A 15,969-nucleotide genomic window follows, 5' to 3' on the forward strand; every position below is an offset into this window, starting at 1 on the left:
GAGCCACTGGACGATGAAGCGCATGCCGAAAATGACCTGCGCGCCCATGCCCACGATCACCCACCAGAGCTCAGAGGTGCTTTCGACCTTGAAGAAAGCGAGAATATCGATCAGCGGCCTCCCATCGCTTTGCCGTTTATAGAGTGATTCCGGGCCGGATGGAATCATCTGGCGACTCGGAAATCACGAAAACAAAAGAAGTTAGGCTCCCTCCGGTTCGATCAGAACCGGAACGAGTCTAGTTCAGCGCCGGGACCACCACTGGATGCCTTGCGCGTCGTATTTCACGCTCGCAAGGCCTCTTGCACGCAGGCAGGCTAGGTGCGCCAAAGTTTCCCCCACTGCCATGATCTCCAGCCCCGGCGTAATCTCCCGCCGGAAAAGGACGGAATAAAGATCAGCGGGCCGCATAGGGACTTCAAGTGCCTCGGCAAGGGTGGTGAGGCTGCGTTCATGTCCCCCGATCAAATGGCCGATACGCTGGTGCAGGCCGTAAAAGGGCTGGCCATGGGCGGGCAGCACCATGACGTCATTAGGAACCAGTTCCCTCAACCGCTGAAGGCTGGCAAGCCAGAGCGTCAGCGGGTCGGCATCGGGCTCATAAGGATAGACCGAGACATTGCTGGAGATGGTGGGCAGGACCTGATCGCCGGAAATCAGAAGCTTTTTCTGAGGATTGTACAGGCAGGCATGTTCGGGCGAATGTCCCTTGCCGACAATGACGTGCCATTCGTCCCCACCAATAGCGACGCGGTCGCCATGTTCCAGGGCATGGAACGCGTTGGGCAGCGGATGCAGCATATGAGCGAACTGGCCGAAGCGGGACTTGAACCTGTCAATCGACGCTTCCGAAAAGCCCGTTGACAGGTAGAACCGAACCGCCTCCTCCGGCGCCGCCTTGCCAAGATCCGCAGCAAGCATGCGAAGCACGAAATATTCGAGGCGCGACATCCAGAGCCGGGAACCGAACTCGGCCACGAACCAGCCCGCAAGGCCCGTATGGTCGGGATGCATATGGGTGCAGAAGATGCGGGTGGGCCGGCCGCCATCGAACAGCGTTGCCGTCATGGTGCGCCAGGCGCTGATGCTCTCTTCGTTACGGAAACCGGTGTCGACGACTGCCCAATTTTCCCCGTCGCGCAGCGCCCAGACGTTTATGGCCTCGATCTTGCCGCCCATGGGCATGGTTGCCCAATAGACTCCCGGCGCAACCTCCCTGTATTCGCCGCTGCCGATGGCGGGTCTTTGGAGGTCCACATAGGTGAGTTCTGTCATGCCATTCCTATGTTGCAATCGCGAACCGGACGCAACCATTGAGGAAGGACCTGCCAATCAGCGGGGATTTTTCTTCATTTTAGAAAAGTCGGGAAGCTGGATCAGCCAAGGCTTGGACCGGCCCGTGGGGCTGGCTGTTCCGTCAAGGCGTAGCGCTTTGACCAGGCGGACCGGTCGAAGAATCATCTGCCCGCGCATGGCGCCGGTTCCGCCGCCCGTGGGCTTTGCAAGGATGCGGCGCACCACGTCCATGCCGGATACCACATGGCCAAAGGCGGCGTAGCCTGCGCTTTCTTCCCGCGCGTCGAGCGACGGGTTGGGGCCAACGGTGATGAAGAAATTCCCCATGGCTGATCCGGGCCGATCCCGCCGGGCCATTGAGATGGTGCCGTCAAGATGGGTGATCCCGGTAAGGGAGGTCGGTTCATGCTCCACAGGCGGCAGCGTTCGCCGGGCGTCCATGCGAGTGCCGCCCTGTATATAACCGTGCCCTGCAATATTCTTGCGCCGCGCGGCGCGATAGAAGCTGGTGCCGTCGAGGCGGCCGTCATCCACATAGGCCAGAAAATTGGCCGTCGTTTTCGGCGCGCGGCGAGAGTCGAGCGCCACCACGATCTCGCCCTCCGACGTCAGGAGACGAACCCGGACCAGGACGGGCTCCTCCGGCTTTGCGAAAAGGGGGCTGTTTGTCAGTATTGCTGCCGCGGCGGCGAGCAGAAACAGGAAACGCATCAGAGAATCTTCACGGCTGGAGGGCTGCCTTTAACCGGATCAGCCTTCCTCTGCCAGTCCGCACGAAAAGCTTGGAAGAGCGTGCTCGACAGGCCGTGCGATTTTTTAGCGGGCGGGAGCGCGACGGAAATTTACCGCACCTCCCTACTTGACCCGCAGAAACCCTGGCCCTATTTGCGCCGCACATTGCCCCGTCGTCTAAAGGTAAGACTACGGACTCTGACTCCGTCAATCGAGGTTCGAATCCTCGCGGGGCATCCAGTTTTCGGCTCGGCCATCGAAAATTTTCGCACCGTTGCGGATCGGCGGATTTCCGTTCCTTGCGGAGTCAGGCTGATGCCGTCGCTCATCCCAAGCCGATGCCCCGGAACAGCCCTGGCGATCAACCTCTGAAACCGTCCAGGCTGGTTTCCTCAGGAGAAATACGGCTTTCGGCAGTGCCGCACATTGCGGGTTAACAGCTTGAAAGCCTGATATTTTTATGTCCTCGTAACATTACTTATTGGCCGCCGGGCATCCGTTGGACATAACTATATCCAGCAAGAACGGGTCCAATCGGTTCAGATAAAAGGGATTTTGCAGAAATGATGGTCTGCCGCTCCGGGTCGTAGGGGAGAGCGGAACACAGGGGGTGGCGGCGAAATGAATCATTTCGCCGCCACAAACCGTCTATACTGCATTTTGGGGGCGCAACTGAATGAAAACAGACAATAACTTCGTCCGGCACATCATCCGTTAACCGATGCCCTGTTAAGGCAGTGTCAGTAACCGCGGCGCCAATATTCAACGGGCCGCGCGGCAGGGTCAGGATGAAAAGTGCGCGTTAATAACAATAATTTTACATTACCGCGCTGGCGCTTCACCAAATGGCTGACCCATGCCGGTCACGATGTTCCGCTGGACATCCGGCAGGCGCTGGTCTCCAGCCTCTTCGGCTCGCTTCCGGTTTATGCTGGCGGCGTGTTCAACACGCTGATGGTGTCTGCGGTCCTCACCGTCCGCCATCCGATTCCGTCCTTCTTTTTCTGGCTGGTGCTTGAATTTGCCGTCTGCACCATCCGCCTGTTCGTTCTGCTTCGCGCGCATAGGGCAGCAGCACTAGGGGAGGACACACATACAGATCTTTACCTGATCTTGGGGCTGCTCTGGTCGTTCAGCGTGGGATATGGCTGCTTCGTCAGCATTTTGAGTGGTGATTGGCTGGCATCGGCCATCACGTGCCTGTCGGCGGCGGCGATGGTCGGGGGCATCTGTTTCCGAAATTTTGGCGCTCCGCGCTTCGTCGCGGTGATGATCGCGCTCAGCCTTGGTCCAACAGCCATAGCCTCGCTGTTGTCGGGACAGCCGGTCCTGCTTCTCAGCCTCGCCCAGATACCGATCTATTTTGTCGCAATGACGATCGCTTCCCAACGGCTGCAGGAAATGTTCGTTTCAACGATGATCGCCGAAAGGGCCAATGAACATCTGGCGCGGCACGATCATTTGACGGGATTGCTGAACAGGGGCGGACTTCTGCATGAGCTGGCCGTGCGCCTTTCGAAAAAGACTGGCCGCGCTGGTGGCTGGGCTCTTTTCTATCTCGACCTGGATGGCTTCAAGGCAGTCAATGACCGCTACGGTCATGGCGTGGGCGACCAGCTTCTCCAGATGGTCGCTGCCCGCCTGAAAGGCTTCGCGCCCGAAGACGCCATTGCACGGATAGGAGGGGACGAGTTCATCGTGCTTAGCTCGGTCGGCGAACGGGCGGCGGCGCAGCTGATGGCGGAAAGGCTGGTCCTGGAAGTGTCCAGCGCCGCCTATGCAATCGGTCCCTGCTCGGCCCGGATTGGCCTCAGCATCGGCATTGCACTTTATCCCGAGCATGGACGCGACGTGGAGACCCTGCTGCATTCGGCCGATACGGCCTTGTACCAGGCCAAAAGTTCGGGGGGGCGCCGCTGCGCCGTTGCCGAGGCCGAAGCCGCCGATTGGCGTGTCTTTCCGGCTGATCAGCCATCCTTGCAGTCTGTGGCCGGAAGGCGGTAGAAAAAGCTTGATTTCCGGGGCCGCCGCCTCCACATGCCCAATCGGAACGATTCAATCCGATTTGTGGAGAGCGGGCTTTGCGGCTTTCGAGCCTTGCCGATTATGCCATTGTCGTCATGTCCGCCATCGCGCGGCATGATGGGGATGTGCGCTTTTCCGCCACCTCATTGGCGGAAGAGACCGGAGTGCCCTTGCCGACCGCGCAAAAGCTGATGGGCAGGCTGGCGGCGGCCGGATTGCTCGAATCGGCACGGGGAACGGGCGGCGGATTCGCGCTTGCGCGTCCGGCAGGCGAGATCAGCCTTGCCGATATTGTCGAGGCTGTCGAAGGGCCGATCGCCATGACGGCCTGCATCGAAGAAACACGTCATGAATGCGCGCTAGAGGAAAATTGCCGCGTGCGGCCGCATTGGAGTGCGGTGAACGGGGCCATTCGCGGTGCTCTCGCGGGAGTGTCATTGGAAAGCCTCGCTGGAGAAATTACTCCTCCTCCGTTCGTGTCGAGCGAAGTCGAGACACGTCATTCGGAGCCAACGTCCCCCGACTTCGCTCGGGACGAACGGATCAAATTATGACGAACGAAACCACCACCGTCCGCAATGCCGAAGCGCTCGCCGCTGCCGAGAAGGCGTCGAAATACGAATTCGGTTGGGCGAGCGATATCGAGCAGGAGTTCGCGCCCAAGGGCCTGAGCGAAGACACTGTCCGTTTCATTTCGGCCAAGAAGGGTGAGCCGGAATGGATGCTGGAATGGCGCCTGAAGGCCTATCGGCTATGGCTGACCAAGGAAGCGCCGGATTGGGCGAAGCTGGACGTACCGCCGATCGACTATCAGGAGGCCTATTATTATGCCGAGCCCAAGCAGAAGGCTTCGCTGAAGTCCCTCGACGAACTGGATCCGGAAATCCGCCGCACCTATGAGAAGCTCGGCATTCCGCTTGAGGAGCAGAAGGTGCTCGCCGGAGTGGAGGGCGCGCGCAAGGTCGCGGTCGACGCTGTGTTCGATAGCGTTTCGGTGGCGACGACCTTCCGCAAGGAACTCTCCGAGGCTGGCGTCATCTTCCTCTCGATCAGCGAGGCCATTCGCGAGTATCCCGAACTGGTGAAGAAGTGGCTGGGCAAGGTCGTGCCGCAGCATGACAATTATTTCGCCACCCTCAACAGTGCGGTCTTTTCGGATGGGACCTTCGTCTACATCCCGGAAGGGGTCCGCTGCCCGATGGAGCTTTCCACCTATTTCCGCATCAATGCGGAAAATACCGGGCAGTTCGAGCGGACGTTGATCGTCGCGGACAAGGGCTCCTATGTCTCCTACCTCGAAGGCTGCACGGCGCCGCAGCGCGACGAGAACCAGCTCCATGCAGCCGTGGTCGAGCTGGTCGCGCTGGAGGATGCGGAGATCAAATATTCGACCGTCCAGAACTGGTATCCCGGCGATGCCGAGGGCAAGGGCGGCATTTATAATTTCGTGACTAAGCGCGGACTTTGCCAGGGCAAGAACAGCAAGATTTCCTGGACTCAGGTAGAGACGGGATCGGCCATCACCTGGAAATATCCGAGCTGCGTGCTGGCCGGAGAGAACAGCGTCGGGGAGTTCTATTCCGTTGCGCTCACCAACAACTACCAGCAGGCCGATACCGGCACGAAGATGATCCATCTCGGCAAGAACAGCCGCTCGACGATCATTTCGAAGGGCATCAGCGCGGGCAAGTCCAACAACACCTATCGTGGCCTGGTGCGCGTTGCGCCGACCGCAGAGAATGTGCGGAACTTCACCCAGTGCGACAGCCTGCTGCTGGGCGATCAGTGCGGGGCGCATACCGTGCCCTATATCGAGGTGAAGAACCCCAGCGCCCAGATCGAGCATGAAGCGACGACATCGAAGATTTCGGACGACCAGCTTTTCTACGCGATGCAGCGCGGGCTGGATCAGGAAACGGCAGTGTCGCTGATCGTCAATGGCTTTGCGAAGGAAGTGCTGCAGCAATTGCCGATGGAATTTGCGGTCGAGGCGCAGAAGTTGCTGGGGATCAGTCTTGAGGGAAGCGTGGGATGATGAGCCGCCCCACCCCAACCCCTCCCCTTCAGGGGAGGGGCTTGACACTGAGGGATGAGGCGAAGCGCCTGAACACCCCTCCCCTTCAGGGGAGGGGCCTGATAGGGCCGAGGCGTTTGGGATCAGTCATGGGGGAAACGACTGCGCTCGATACGAATGGATTGGGAAGTCTGTAGATAAATGCTGAAAATCAATAACCTCACCAACGAAATCGACGGCAAGCCGATCCTGAAGGGCGTGTCGCTCACCATCAAGGCGGGCGAGGTGCATGCCATCATGGGTCCGAATGGGGCGGGCAAGTCGACGCTCGCCTATACGCTGGGCGGCCGGCCCGGCTATGAGCCGACTGGCGGCGAGGTCTCTTTTGACGGTGTGAACTTGTTCAGCTTGGAGCCGCATGAGCGGGCCGCGGCCGGAGTATTCCTCGGCTTTCAATATCCGGTCGAGATACCGGGCGTATCCAACCTGCAATTCCTGCGCGAGAGCCTCAATAGCCAGCGCAAGGCCAATGGCCTCGAGCCGCTTTCGGGCGCGGAGTTCATCAAGCTCGCCAGGGAAAAGGCGGCGCTGTTGAAGCTCGACATGGAGATGCTCAAGCGTCCCGTGAATGTCGGCTTTTCGGGCGGCGAGAAGAAGCGCAACGAAATGGTGCAGATGGGCATCCTCGACCCCAAGCTGGCGATCCTGGACGAAACCGACAGCGGCCTCGACATCGACGCGCTACGCACGGTGGGCGAGGGGATCAATGCGATCATGCGGCGGCCGGACAAGGCGGTGCTGCTCATCACCCATTACCAGCGGCTGCTCGATTATGTGAAGCCGGACTTTGTGCATGTGCTGGCTGCCGGGCGGATCGTGAAGTCAGGCGGGCCGGAACTGGCGCTCGAACTTGAGCGCGAGGGTTATGCGGAGGTTGTGGCGTGAGGATGGTCCTTCATATCCTCCCCGGAACGGGGAGGGGGACCGCCCGAAGGGTGGTGGAGGGGGCTTCCCTCACCATGCCGCGCCAAGAGGAAGGCCCCCTCCACCACGCCGCTTCGCGTCGCGGTCCCCCTCCCCCTGCCGGGGAGGATATGGCATGACGCTCACCCTTCCCAGCACCCATGAGGAGGCGTGGCGCTATAGCGACATAGAGGCGCTTGCCACGATCTGGCCGGTGCCTGAGGCAGAGCGCATTGAGGTGCCTGCTGGAGAGACAGTTGCTCGGCATTTGATTCAGGATGCCGATGACGACGAGGTCATCGTGCGTGACTATGCGATCCGGATCGAGGATGGAGCGCGGCTCGATTTCCATATCCTCAATATGGGCGGGCGGCTTGGGCGAGTGACGCTTGACGTCACGCTCGGCGAGGGCGCGCATTTCGAGCTGGGCGGGGCGATCCTTGGATCGGGTACGCAGACGCTGGAGATTGTGACGACCGTCCGCCATGACAAGCCGAATGCGTCGAGCAATCAGACCGTCCGGTCGATCCTGTCGCAGCGGGCGACCGGCAGTTTTCTGGGCGGGATAAAGGTAGCCCGTCATGCGCAGAAGACCGATGCGGAGCAGTCGGTCAAAGCTATGCTGATCGACCGCACGGCGACGGCCAACGCCAAGCCGGAGCTGGAGATTTTCGCCGACGATGTCAAATGCGCCCATGGCGCGACCGTGGGCGAGCTGGACAAGGCAGCGCTGTTCTACATGGAAAGCCGGGGCATGGAGCCTGGGCTGGCCAAGACGCTGCTGCTGCGCGCCTTTATCGCTGGTGTATTCGACGATGTGGCGGACGAGGCGCTGCGCGAGAAGATGGAACAGGCGGCACTGGCGAAGCTGGAGGCGATGGTATGAGCCCTCGTGTGACCCTCCTTTTATCGTCATCCCCGCGAAGGCGGGGATCCATCCCCCGGCCTTCTGTCCAGCTATGGATATGGGAGATGGATTCCCGTCTGCGCGGGAATGACGAATTAAATTTTTCCGAGGTGGTTGAGGAATGAACGCAACCCTCCTTTCGAAAAGCTGGCGTGCCGATTTCCCCGGCATTGCCGACTGGCATTATCTCGACACCGCAGCGACGGCGCAAAAGCCCGCGCAGGTGATCGAGGCGATCGCGCGGGCCTATGGCGAGGATTATGCGACCGTGCATCGGGGCGTCTATGCGCGTTCGGCCAATATGACGCTGGCCTATGAGGCGGCGCGGCGGAAGGTGGCGCGGTTTCTCAACGCCTATTCCGACAGCGAGATCGTCTATGTGCGTGGCGCGACCGAGGCGATCAATCTGGTCGCGCATAGCTGGGGCGGAGCGAATCTGAAGCCGGGCGACCGGATCATGCTCTCCGTACTGGAGCATCACAGCAATATCGTCCCTTGGCAGCTTATCGCTGAGCGGACGGGGGCGGAAATCGATGTCGCGCCGCTGACGGAAGACGGCAGGATCGACCTTGACGCCATGCAGGCGATGCTGACGCCGAGACATAAGCTGGTGGCGCTGGCGCATGTGTCCAACACGCTGGGTTCCGTCCTGGACGTTCGCCGTGCGGCGGACATGGCGCATGCGGTCGGCGCGAAGATACTGATCGACGGGTGCCAGGCAGTGCCCCGGCTTGCCGTCGATGTGCAGGCGCTTGATTGCGATTTCTACGCCTTTTCCGCGCACAAGCTTTATGGTCCCTCCGGTATCGGCATACTTTGGACGCGTGCGGAGATTTTGGATGCCATGCCGCCCTATCAGGGTGGCGGCTCGATGATCGAGAAGGTGACCTTCGAGAAAACGACCTATGCCCCCGCTCCGACACGATTCGAGGCGGGCACGCCGCATATTGCAGGCGTGGTTGGGCTTGCCGCCGCGATCGATTATATCGAGCAGATCAGCCTGGGCATCATCCACGCGCATGAATGCGCGCTGGTGGAGCAGGCGAGGGAGGCGTTGCAAGGGCTCAATAGCGTTCGCGTCTTCGGGCCGGAGGACACAGCCGGCATTTTGAGCTTTGAGGTCCAAGGGGTGCATCCCCATGATGTGGCCACCATATTGGATGAAGAGGGCGTAGCCATTCGCGCCGGGCACCATTGCGCCCAGCCGCTGATGCGCCATCTGGGCGTTGAGGCGACGGCGCGGGCGAGCTTTGGCGTTTATAATGACGAAAATGACATCGCGGCGCTGGTGCGCGGAATAGAGCGTGTAAGGAAGATCTTTGGATGAACGAGGAGCGGAAAATTTCCGTCGAAGAAGTGGACAGCGTCACCTCGCCGCCCAAGGCGCGCGTGGACGATACCGAAAGCCTGCGTGAGACGATGGAACGCAAGCGCGATTATCTGGAGGGCTTTTTGAGCCAGACGCCCTCCGGTGTTTCGCCCGGTGAACCAGGCGGCGACATTTATGAAGGCGTCATAGCGGCCCTCAAGGAGATCTATGACCCGGAAATCCCGGTCAATATCTATGATCTTGGGCTGATTTACGGCGTGGATGTCACCGGCGATGGCCATGTTGTCGTGACGATGACGCTGACAACACCCCATTGTCCGGTCGCGGAATCCATGCCCGGCGAGGTCGAATTGCGTGTCGGTTCTGTTCCCGGCGTCGGGGTTGCTGAGGTGAACCTTGTTTGGGATCCGCCGTGGGACCCGCAGAAGATGAGCGATGAGGCAAAGCTTGAATTGGGAATGCTGTAATGGCCGTTGAAACCAGGATCCGCGCCCGTCCCGCCGCCGTCACGCTGACGGCAGCAGCCGAGAAGCGCATCGCCGACCTTATGGCAAAGGCGCCCGAGGGTACGATCGGCGTCAAGCTGTCCACTCCGCGCCGGGGGTGTTCCGGCCTTGCCTATTCGGTGGACTATGTGACCGAAGAGGCGAAATATGATGAGAAGATCGAAACGCCTGCCGGCACCTTCTACATCGACGGCGCGTCGGTGCTGTATCTGGTAGGATCGACGATGGACTGGCGCGAAGATGATTTCACCGCGGGATTCGTCTTCGACAATCCCAACGCCAAGGGCAGTTGCGGCTGCGGGGAAAGCTTTACGGTTTAGGGCGTTGCCTGCGCCGCGCCCGATGTGAAGCCGCTCGCCGAGTCATCCCGTCGTCCCTGAGCACGAAGGTAGGGACCCCGCTGCCTTTTCAGGAAAGCCTACTTCCCCTCTCTTATGCCCTCATGATGCCGGATGACTTCATCAATGATGAAACGGAGGAATTTTTCAGTGAAGTCGGGATCCAGCTTGGCATCAACCGCTAACTGCCGCAGGCGCGTGATCTGTTGTTCCTCCCGTCCCGCATCGGCGGGGGGCAGGGCATGCTCGGCCTTGTACTTGCCGACTGCCTGAGTGATCTTGAATCGCTCGGCCAGCATGAAGACAAGGGCCGCATCGATATTGTCGATGCTTTCACGATAGCGTTTCAGCGTCTCATCCATGCCCGAATCCCTTCCTCAAGGCGGCTTTTTGCGAAGAACCGGTGCAGAGGCAAGCTATTATGCTTGCCTTATTGTTCCGCCATCGCCACATCGCGCCTCATATGACTGCCACCGTTCACCAACTGAATCGCCGTCCGGCGCCCTCGCTGGAACCCATGATGTCGCTGGTTGCCGACGACATGCACGCGGTCAACAGCGTCATATTGGAACGGATGCAGTCGAAAATTCCACTGATTCCCGAACTTGCAGGACATCTGATCGCAGGCGGCGGCAAGCGGATGCGGCCCATGCTGACACTCGCCTGTGCCGAATTGCTGGAATATCCGGGAACACGCCACCACAAGCTGGCGGCGGCGGTGGAGTTCATTCATACCGCCACTCTGCTTCACGACGATGTCGTGGACGGATCGGGCTTGCGGCGCGGACGCAAGACGGCCAACATCATCTGGGGTAACAGCGCCAGCGTACTTGTGGGCGATTTTCTCTTCAGCCGCTCCTTCGAGCTGATGGTCGAGGACGGTTCGCTCAAGGTGCTGAAAATTCTGTCCAATGCTTCGGCTGTGATCGCCGAGGGCGAAGTCAACCAGCTCACCGCCCAACGCCGCATCGATACCGATGAGGAGCATTATCTGGAGATCATCGGGGCCAAGACCGCTGCGCTGTTCGCCGCTGCCTGCCGTATCTCGGCTGTGGTGGCCGAGCGGGACGAGGCGCAGGAATTGGCGCTGGATTGCTATGGCCGCAATCTCGGCATCGCCTTCCAACTGGTTGACGACGCCATTGATTATTCGTCCGATGAAAAGACGATGGGAAAGGACGCGGGCGACGATTTCCGCGACGGCAAAGTGACGCTGCCGGTGATCCTCGGTTATGCGCGCGGTGATGATGAGCAGAAGCGCTTCTGGCGGGACGCCATTGCGGGACACCGGACAAGCGATGAGGACCTCGCCCACGCCACCCGGTTGCTCGAGCAAACGGGTGCCATTGCCGATACGCTGGAGCGCGCGCGGCATTATGGACAGCGGGCGATCAACGCGCTCGGCGGCTTTCCGGGCGGCAAGGCAAAAGCCGCACTGATAGAGGCCGTAGAGTTCGCAATCGCGCGGGCCTATTAATCTCTTCTCCAGCGGGAGAGGAGAAGTGACAGAGGCCATGACGCTTCCCATAAATGCCGTTCTGCCTGAACTGCTTGCGACCTGGGGGGAGCGGAGCAATGCCGTGCTTGTTGCGCCGCCGGGGGCGGGCAAGACCACGGCAGTCGCCCCGGCCCTGCTCGAACAGCCCTGGTGCACCGGACAGGTGCTGCTGCTTTCCCCCCGCCGCCTTGCAGCGCGGGCGGCGGCTGAGCGGATGGCGCAACTGGCGGGCGAACCGGTGGGCCAATCCATCGGATACGCCACGCGCATGGATAGCAGGCAGTCGGCGAAAACCCGTGTCCTGGTACTGACCGAAGGCATTTTCCGCAACCGGATACAGGATGATCCCGAACTTTCCGGGGTTTCCGCAGTGCTGTTCGACGAAGTGCATGAGCGCAGTCTGGACAGCGACTTTGGCCTGGCATTGGCTCTGGATGCTCAGGAGGCGCTGCGGCCCGATCTCCGGCTGCTGGCAATGTCGGCGACCCTGGATGGCGCGCGCTTTGCCGCCCTGATGGGAAATGCACCGGTCATCGAAAGTGAGGGCCGGTCCTGGCCGCTTGAACTTCGCCATATCGGGCGCTCGGCGGAAAGGCGGATCGAGGATGAGATGGCGGCCGCGATCAGGCGTGCGCTCGCGGAGGAGGCCGGCGATCTCCTCGCCTTCCTGCCTGGTGTCGCGGAAATTGAGCGGACAGCCGAACGGCTGGAGGGGCTCTCGCCGGTCATCAGGCTACACAAGCTGCATGGTTCGCTGGAGCCTGCTGAGCAGCGGGCGGCGATCCGGGCGGCTGAACCCGGGACGCGCAAGGTCATCCTGGCGACCAGCATCGCTGAAACCAGCCTGACCATCGACGGCGTTCGGATCGTCGTCGACAGCGGCCTTGCTCGCCGCCCTCGTTACGACCGGTCCGCCGGGCTCACCCGGCTGGTGACGGAAAAGGCCAGCCAAGCCGCCGCGACTCAGCGTTCCGGCCGCGCGGCGCGGCAAGGACCCGGAGTAGCTTACCGGTTGTGGGAAGCAGCGGCGATGAGCGGAATGCCGCCCTACGATCCGCCGGAGATATTGGAAAGCGATCTCTCCGCCCTGATGCTCGATTGCGCGCAATGGGGCCTCAGCGATCCGGCGAGCCTCAAATGGATCGATCCGCCACCGGCTGCCGCCGTGCAGGAGGCACGCCACAGGCTGGGCGTCCTGGAAGCGCTCGACGGGGAAGGGCGGATTACCGGGTATGGCAAGGCCATTGCGCGCCTGCCGCTGGAGCCGAGGCTTGCACACATGCTGGTCCGCGCTGGCGAGATGGGGCTCGGGCGTCTTGCCGCTGAAGTTGCGGTGCTGATCACCGAGCGGGGTCTGGGTGGCAGTGATGTTGACTTGACGCAGCGGCTGCAGCGTTGGCGCCGCGAGGGCGGTAGAAGGGCTGAGGCTGGAAGGGGTTTGGCCAAGCGTTGGGAACGACTCACCCCCCGTCCGCTCGCAGGCGGAGGCAGGGGAGGGCAGGCCGCTCCCCCGCCCCTTACATCCCCTCTCGCAAGCGGGAGGGGAGAGGATGCTGGCATCTGCCTGGCCCTCGCTTTTCCTGACCGGGTATCCCGCCGCCGCAACGCCGATGGCGCGAATTGGATCAGCGTGGGAGGCAGAGCTTTTCGGTTGGATCCGCTGTCGCCCCTGGCACGGGAGGAATGGCTTGCCGTGGGGGAGGTGCAGGGGAGTGCCGCCGGAGCGCGCATTCTTTCGGCGGCGCCCATTGCTGAGGCGTCAGTACTTGCCCTGTTTCCCCATCGCGTGGAAGAGAAGCGCGTCGTTCGTTTCCGGCCGGATACGGGCGGGGTCGAGGCGCTGAGGGAGCGGCATCTGGGCGCCGTTCGGCTTTCGAGCGGACCCGACGACAGACCCAATACTGATGCTGTGACAGGGGCCCTTTTGGAAGCGGTACGGGCCGGGGGACTGGACTTGCTGCCCTGGTCCGACAATGCGCGGTCCTTGCGGGTGCGAGCGATGTTTGCGGGGCACACGGAACTCAGCGATGCGGCGCTGCTCGAACAACTTGATGAATGGCTGCCACCCCTTCTGATGGGCAAGAGGCGCTTGTCGGCGGTTGATCCGTCGGCACTCTCCGGTGTCCTTGAAACCTTGGCCGGCTGGGAAGGAAAGCAGGATATCGACCGGCTTGCGCCGCCCGATTTTGTTTCCCCCGCCGGCAGCCATCATGCGATCGACTATGGCGCTGAGGGCGGCCCCAGGGTGGAACTGCGCGTGCAGGCTCTCTTTGGCCTCGCCGGGCATCCCTGTGTTGGAAGCGGCCGTATTCCCCTGGTTCTGAGCCTCACTTCTCCCGCCGGGCGCCCCATCCAGACGACACGGGACTTGCCTGGCTTTTGGGCAGGGAGTTGGACAGCCGTGGCAAAGGAAATGCGGGGGCGCTATCCCAAGCACCCATGGCCCGACGACCCGGCCTCGGCGAGCGCAACATTGCGGACCAAGAAGGCGGATGCGCGGCGCAACTCTTGACGAGCCGGGCGGATTTGGGCATCGGATCGCCGACCAGCCTTAGCGGAGCCACCATGTCAGCACGGATCTATCAGCGACCCAAGAACGCCATGCAGTCGGGCCGTGCCAACACGGACAAATGGATGCTGGAATTCGAGCCCGCCGACGCGCAGCGCCCGGACCCGCTGACTGGCTGGGCCGGTTCCTCCGACACGCGCCGGCAGGTGAAGCTGATGTTCCCGACGCTGGAGGCGGCGAAGGCCTATGCCGACCGCGAAGGCATTGCCTATCATGTCGTCGCGGCGCCGGAGCGGAAGCTGAAGATTCAGGCTTACGCTGACAATTTCAGGTAGGACTGCTTTTCCGTCGTCCCCCGCGATCCTCGCTCCCTCTCCCTCGAGGGAGAGGGCTTTCATGTACAGATCGTCAGGAACGCCTAGAAAACCGCCGCTACCATCTTTGCGAACGCGTCAGCCCGATGGCTCATGGCGTGTTTTCGTTCGGGCTCCATCTCGCCAAAGCTGATGGCGTGGCCATTGGGTTGGAAGATTGGGTCATAGCCGAAGCCCCGGCTGCCGCGCGGCGGCCAGGTGATGACGCCGTCGACCCGCCCTTCAAATGCCTCCACATGACCGTCCGGCCAAGCGAGCGCCAGGGCGCAGATGAAATGCGCGTCATGGCCGGCTTCCGGCCCCTTGGCGATCAGATTGTCCCGGACGAGGCGCATGGCAAGGTTGAAGTCGCGGTCAGGTCCGGCCCAACGCGCGGAGAAGATGCCGGGTTCATTGTCCAGCGCCTCGACGCAAAGCCCGCTGTCGTCCGCCAGTGCAGGAAGGCCTGAAAGGTCGGCGGCCTGCAGCGCCTTCAACTCCGCATTGGCGATGAAGGTCGTGCCGGTCTCATCGGGCTCCGGCAAGTCCAGGTCGGCGGCGGAAACCGGTTCGATGCCATAGAGACCGAGCAGGTCCTTGATCTCCCGCACCTTCCCGGCATTGTGGCTGGCGATTACCAGCTTGCCGGGCTTGAGCTTGCGGATCGCCTGCCGGTTGATGTCGCCCTTTGTCACCGCCCGGTCGCCCGATCCTGTGCCGCGAAGATCTGGTTGCAGCCGATGCGGGCGAGGCGCAGCAGCCGGAGCAGGCCCTCCTCATCATAGCATTCCCCTTCGGCCGTGGCTTGCGCTTCGGCGATCTTGCCGTCGCTCGTGAGGACGAAATTGGCGTCCGCGCCAGCATTGCTGTCCTCGTCATAGTCAAGGTCCAGAACCGGCGTGCCGTTATAGATCCCGCAACTGATTGCAGCCACCTTCTGAATGATGGGGTCTTCCGCGATCAGTTCCTGTGCGATGAGCTTGTCCACGGCGAGGCGAAGGGCCACCCAGGCTCCGCTGATGGATGCCGTGCGTGTGCCGCCATCGGCCTGGATCACGTCGCAGTCGAGCACGATCTGCCGCTCGCCAAGCTTCTTGAGATTTGTGACCGCGCGCAAGGAGCGTCCGATAAGGCGCTGAATTTCCTGGGTGCGCCCCGACTGTTTGCCTTTGGCAGCCTCGCGGTTGCCGCGCGTATGGGTCGCGCGGGGAAGGATGCCATATTCGCCGGTGACCCATCCCTCGCCCTTGCCGCGCAGGAAGGGAGGCACGCGCTCTTCGACCGAAGCGGTGCAAAGGACACGGGTATTGCCGAAGCTGACAAGGCAACTGCCCTCTGCGTGAATGGTGAAACCGGGTTCCATGGTAATGACCCGCATTTCGTCGGGCGCGCGGCCGGATGGGCGCATCTGTGTCTCCTGTGGCTGTCGTGCAGGGGCTTTAGCGGCAGAGCGGAAGCTGTGCCAGTGCTCATTCGGTATATTGAGCCTTCACCTTCC

General features: G+C 61.6%; 16 protein-coding genes and 1 tRNA gene. 12 read left to right on the plus strand and 5 right to left on the minus strand.

Annotated elements, in window-relative coordinates:
- Nucleotides 1-243: 243 nt before the first annotated feature.
- Both VJS46_RS10260 and VJS46_RS10265 read right to left on the minus strand, forming a co-directional pair.
- Nucleotides 244-1,275 (minus strand): MBL fold metallo-hydrolase, encoded by a 1,032-nt coding sequence (locus tag VJS46_RS10260; RefSeq protein WP_324059947.1) that lies wholly within the window; start codon nt 1,273-1,275, stop codon nt 244-246.
- Between the two features lie 57 nt (nt 1,276-1,332).
- Entirely contained in the window at nt 1,333-2,007 is a 675-nt protein-coding gene (locus VJS46_RS10265; RefSeq protein WP_324059948.1) for a peptidylprolyl isomerase, read from the minus strand.
- A gap of 187 nt (nt 2,008-2,194) precedes the next feature.
- Between VJS46_RS10265 and VJS46_RS10270 the strand changes: the two genes are divergently transcribed.
- From VJS46_RS10270 to VJS46_RS10310, 9 genes are all read left to right on the plus strand, one after another.
- Nucleotides 2,195-2,268: transfer RNA gene (locus tag VJS46_RS10270), tRNA-Gln, on the plus strand.
- A 555-nt stretch (nt 2,269-2,823) separates the two neighbouring features.
- Nucleotides 2,824-4,032 (plus strand): GGDEF domain-containing protein, encoded by a 1,209-nt coding sequence (locus tag VJS46_RS10275; RefSeq protein ID WP_324059949.1) that lies wholly within the window; start codon nt 2,824-2,826, stop codon nt 4,030-4,032.
- Between the two features lie 77 nt (nt 4,033-4,109).
- Complete coding sequence (locus VJS46_RS10280; RefSeq protein ID WP_324059950.1) at nt 4,110-4,607, plus strand: SUF system Fe-S cluster assembly regulator; 498 nt, start codon at nt 4,110-4,112, stop codon at nt 4,605-4,607.
- The gene (sufB, locus tag VJS46_RS10285) at nt 4,604-6,088 is read left to right on the plus strand and encodes a Fe-S cluster assembly protein SufB (protein WP_324059951.1); all 1,485 of its coding nucleotides are present in this window, start codon (nt 4,604-4,606) and stop codon (nt 6,086-6,088) included. The genes VJS46_RS10280 and sufB overlap by 4 nt, the downstream gene beginning before the upstream one ends.
- Nucleotides 6,089-6,268: 180 nt before the next feature.
- Nucleotides 6,269-7,012 (plus strand): Fe-S cluster assembly ATPase SufC, encoded by a 744-nt coding sequence (sufC, locus tag VJS46_RS10290; RefSeq protein WP_324059952.1) that lies wholly within the window; start codon nt 6,269-6,271, stop codon nt 7,010-7,012.
- Nucleotides 7,013-7,166: 154 nt separating this feature from the next.
- Entirely contained in the window at nt 7,167-7,916 is a 750-nt protein-coding gene (locus VJS46_RS10295; RefSeq protein ID WP_324059953.1) for a SufD family Fe-S cluster assembly protein, read from the plus strand.
- A gap of 142 nt (nt 7,917-8,058) precedes the next feature.
- Nucleotides 8,059-9,264 carry a cysteine desulfurase gene (locus VJS46_RS10300; protein ID WP_324059954.1) on the plus strand — a complete coding sequence of 402 codons (1,206 nt, stop codon included), beginning with the start codon at nt 8,059-8,061 and terminating at the stop codon, nt 9,262-9,264.
- The gene (locus tag VJS46_RS10305) at nt 9,261-9,734 is read left to right on the plus strand and encodes an SUF system Fe-S cluster assembly protein (protein WP_324059955.1); all 474 of its coding nucleotides are present in this window, start codon (nt 9,261-9,263) and stop codon (nt 9,732-9,734) included. The genes VJS46_RS10300 and VJS46_RS10305 overlap by 4 nt, the downstream gene beginning before the upstream one ends.
- Entirely contained in the window at nt 9,734-10,093 is a 360-nt protein-coding gene (locus VJS46_RS10310; RefSeq protein WP_324059956.1) for an iron-sulfur cluster assembly accessory protein, read from the plus strand. Before VJS46_RS10305 ends, VJS46_RS10310 begins: the two co-directional genes overlap by 1 nt.
- 98 nt (nt 10,094-10,191) lie before the next feature.
- Here VJS46_RS10310 and VJS46_RS10315 read toward each other — a convergent pair whose 3' ends face one another.
- Nucleotides 10,192-10,473 (minus strand): chorismate mutase, encoded by a 282-nt coding sequence (locus VJS46_RS10315; protein WP_324059957.1) that lies wholly within the window; start codon nt 10,471-10,473, stop codon nt 10,192-10,194.
- A gap of 101 nt (nt 10,474-10,574) precedes the next feature.
- On the opposite strand from VJS46_RS10315, the gene VJS46_RS10320 reads away from it, so the two are divergent.
- The 3 genes from VJS46_RS10320 to VJS46_RS10330 are packed head-to-tail and all read left to right on the plus strand — an operon-like array spanning nt 10,575 to nt 14,453.
- A complete protein-coding gene (locus VJS46_RS10320) occupies nt 10,575-11,588 on the plus strand; it encodes a polyprenyl synthetase family protein (protein ID WP_324059958.1) in 1,014 nt (337 codons plus the stop codon).
- A 37-nt stretch (nt 11,589-11,625) separates the two neighbouring features.
- On the plus strand, nt 11,626-14,121 hold the full coding sequence (hrpB, locus tag VJS46_RS10325; protein ID WP_324059959.1) for an ATP-dependent helicase HrpB: 2,496 nt from the start codon (nt 11,626-11,628) through the stop codon (nt 14,119-14,121).
- 53 nt (nt 14,122-14,174) lie between these two features.
- Entirely contained in the window at nt 14,175-14,453 is a 279-nt protein-coding gene (locus VJS46_RS10330) for an ETC complex I subunit (RefSeq protein WP_324059960.1), read from the plus strand.
- Nucleotides 14,454-14,536: 83 nt separating this feature from the next.
- Here the strand turns inward: VJS46_RS10330 and rdgB are convergent, their stop codons facing one another.
- Together rdgB and rph are read right to left on the minus strand one after the other, a co-directional pair.
- Nucleotides 14,537-15,166, minus strand: a complete 630-nt coding sequence (gene rdgB, locus VJS46_RS10335; RefSeq protein ID WP_324059961.1) for an RdgB/HAM1 family non-canonical purine NTP pyrophosphatase — start codon at nt 15,164-15,166, stop codon at nt 14,537-14,539.
- Nucleotides 15,163-15,879 (minus strand): ribonuclease PH, encoded by a 717-nt coding sequence (gene rph, locus VJS46_RS10340; RefSeq protein ID WP_324059962.1) that lies wholly within the window; start codon nt 15,877-15,879, stop codon nt 15,163-15,165. Before rph ends, rdgB begins: the two co-directional genes overlap by 4 nt.
- Nucleotides 15,880-15,969 lie beyond the last annotated feature (90 nt).

It is taken from the genome of Rhizorhapis sp., from assembly GCF_035276005.1.
In the GTDB taxonomy this organism is placed as follows: domain Bacteria; phylum Pseudomonadota; class Alphaproteobacteria; order Sphingomonadales; family Sphingomonadaceae; genus Rhizorhapis.

Coding starts and splice junctions, on each gene's coding strand:
- sufC (WP_324059952.1), top strand. CDS start 6,269: ATGCTGAAAATCAATAACCTCACCAACGAAATCGACGGCAAGCCGATC.
- VJS46_RS10330 (WP_324059960.1), top strand. CDS start 14,175: ATGTCAGCACGGATCTATCAGCGACCCAAGAACGCCATGCAGTCGGGC.
- VJS46_RS10305 (WP_324059955.1), top strand. CDS start 9,261: ATGAACGAGGAGCGGAAAATTTCCGTCGAAGAAGTGGACAGCGTCACC.
- VJS46_RS10310 (WP_324059956.1), top strand. CDS start 9,734: ATGGCCGTTGAAACCAGGATCCGCGCCCGTCCCGCCGCCGTCACGCTG.
- VJS46_RS10295 (WP_324059953.1), top strand. CDS start 7,167: ATGACGCTCACCCTTCCCAGCACCCATGAGGAGGCGTGGCGCTATAGC.
- hrpB (WP_324059959.1), top strand. CDS start 11,626: ATGACGCTTCCCATAAATGCCGTTCTGCCTGAACTGCTTGCGACCTGG.
- sufB (WP_324059951.1), top strand. CDS start 4,604: ATGACGAACGAAACCACCACCGTCCGCAATGCCGAAGCGCTCGCCGCT.
- rph (WP_324059962.1), bottom strand. CDS start 15,879: ATGCGCCCATCCGGCCGCGCGCCCGACGAAATGCGGGTCATTACCATG.
- VJS46_RS10265 (WP_324059948.1), bottom strand. CDS start 2,007: ATGCGTTTCCTGTTTCTGCTCGCCGCCGCGGCAGCAATACTGACAAAC.
- VJS46_RS10300 (WP_324059954.1), top strand. CDS start 8,059: ATGAACGCAACCCTCCTTTCGAAAAGCTGGCGTGCCGATTTCCCCGGC.
- VJS46_RS10260 (WP_324059947.1), bottom strand. CDS start 1,275: ATGACAGAACTCACCTATGTGGACCTCCAAAGACCCGCCATCGGCAGC.
- VJS46_RS10320 (WP_324059958.1), top strand. CDS start 10,575: ATGACTGCCACCGTTCACCAACTGAATCGCCGTCCGGCGCCCTCGCTG.
- VJS46_RS10315 (WP_324059957.1), bottom strand. CDS start 10,473: ATGGATGAGACGCTGAAACGCTATCGTGAAAGCATCGACAATATCGAT.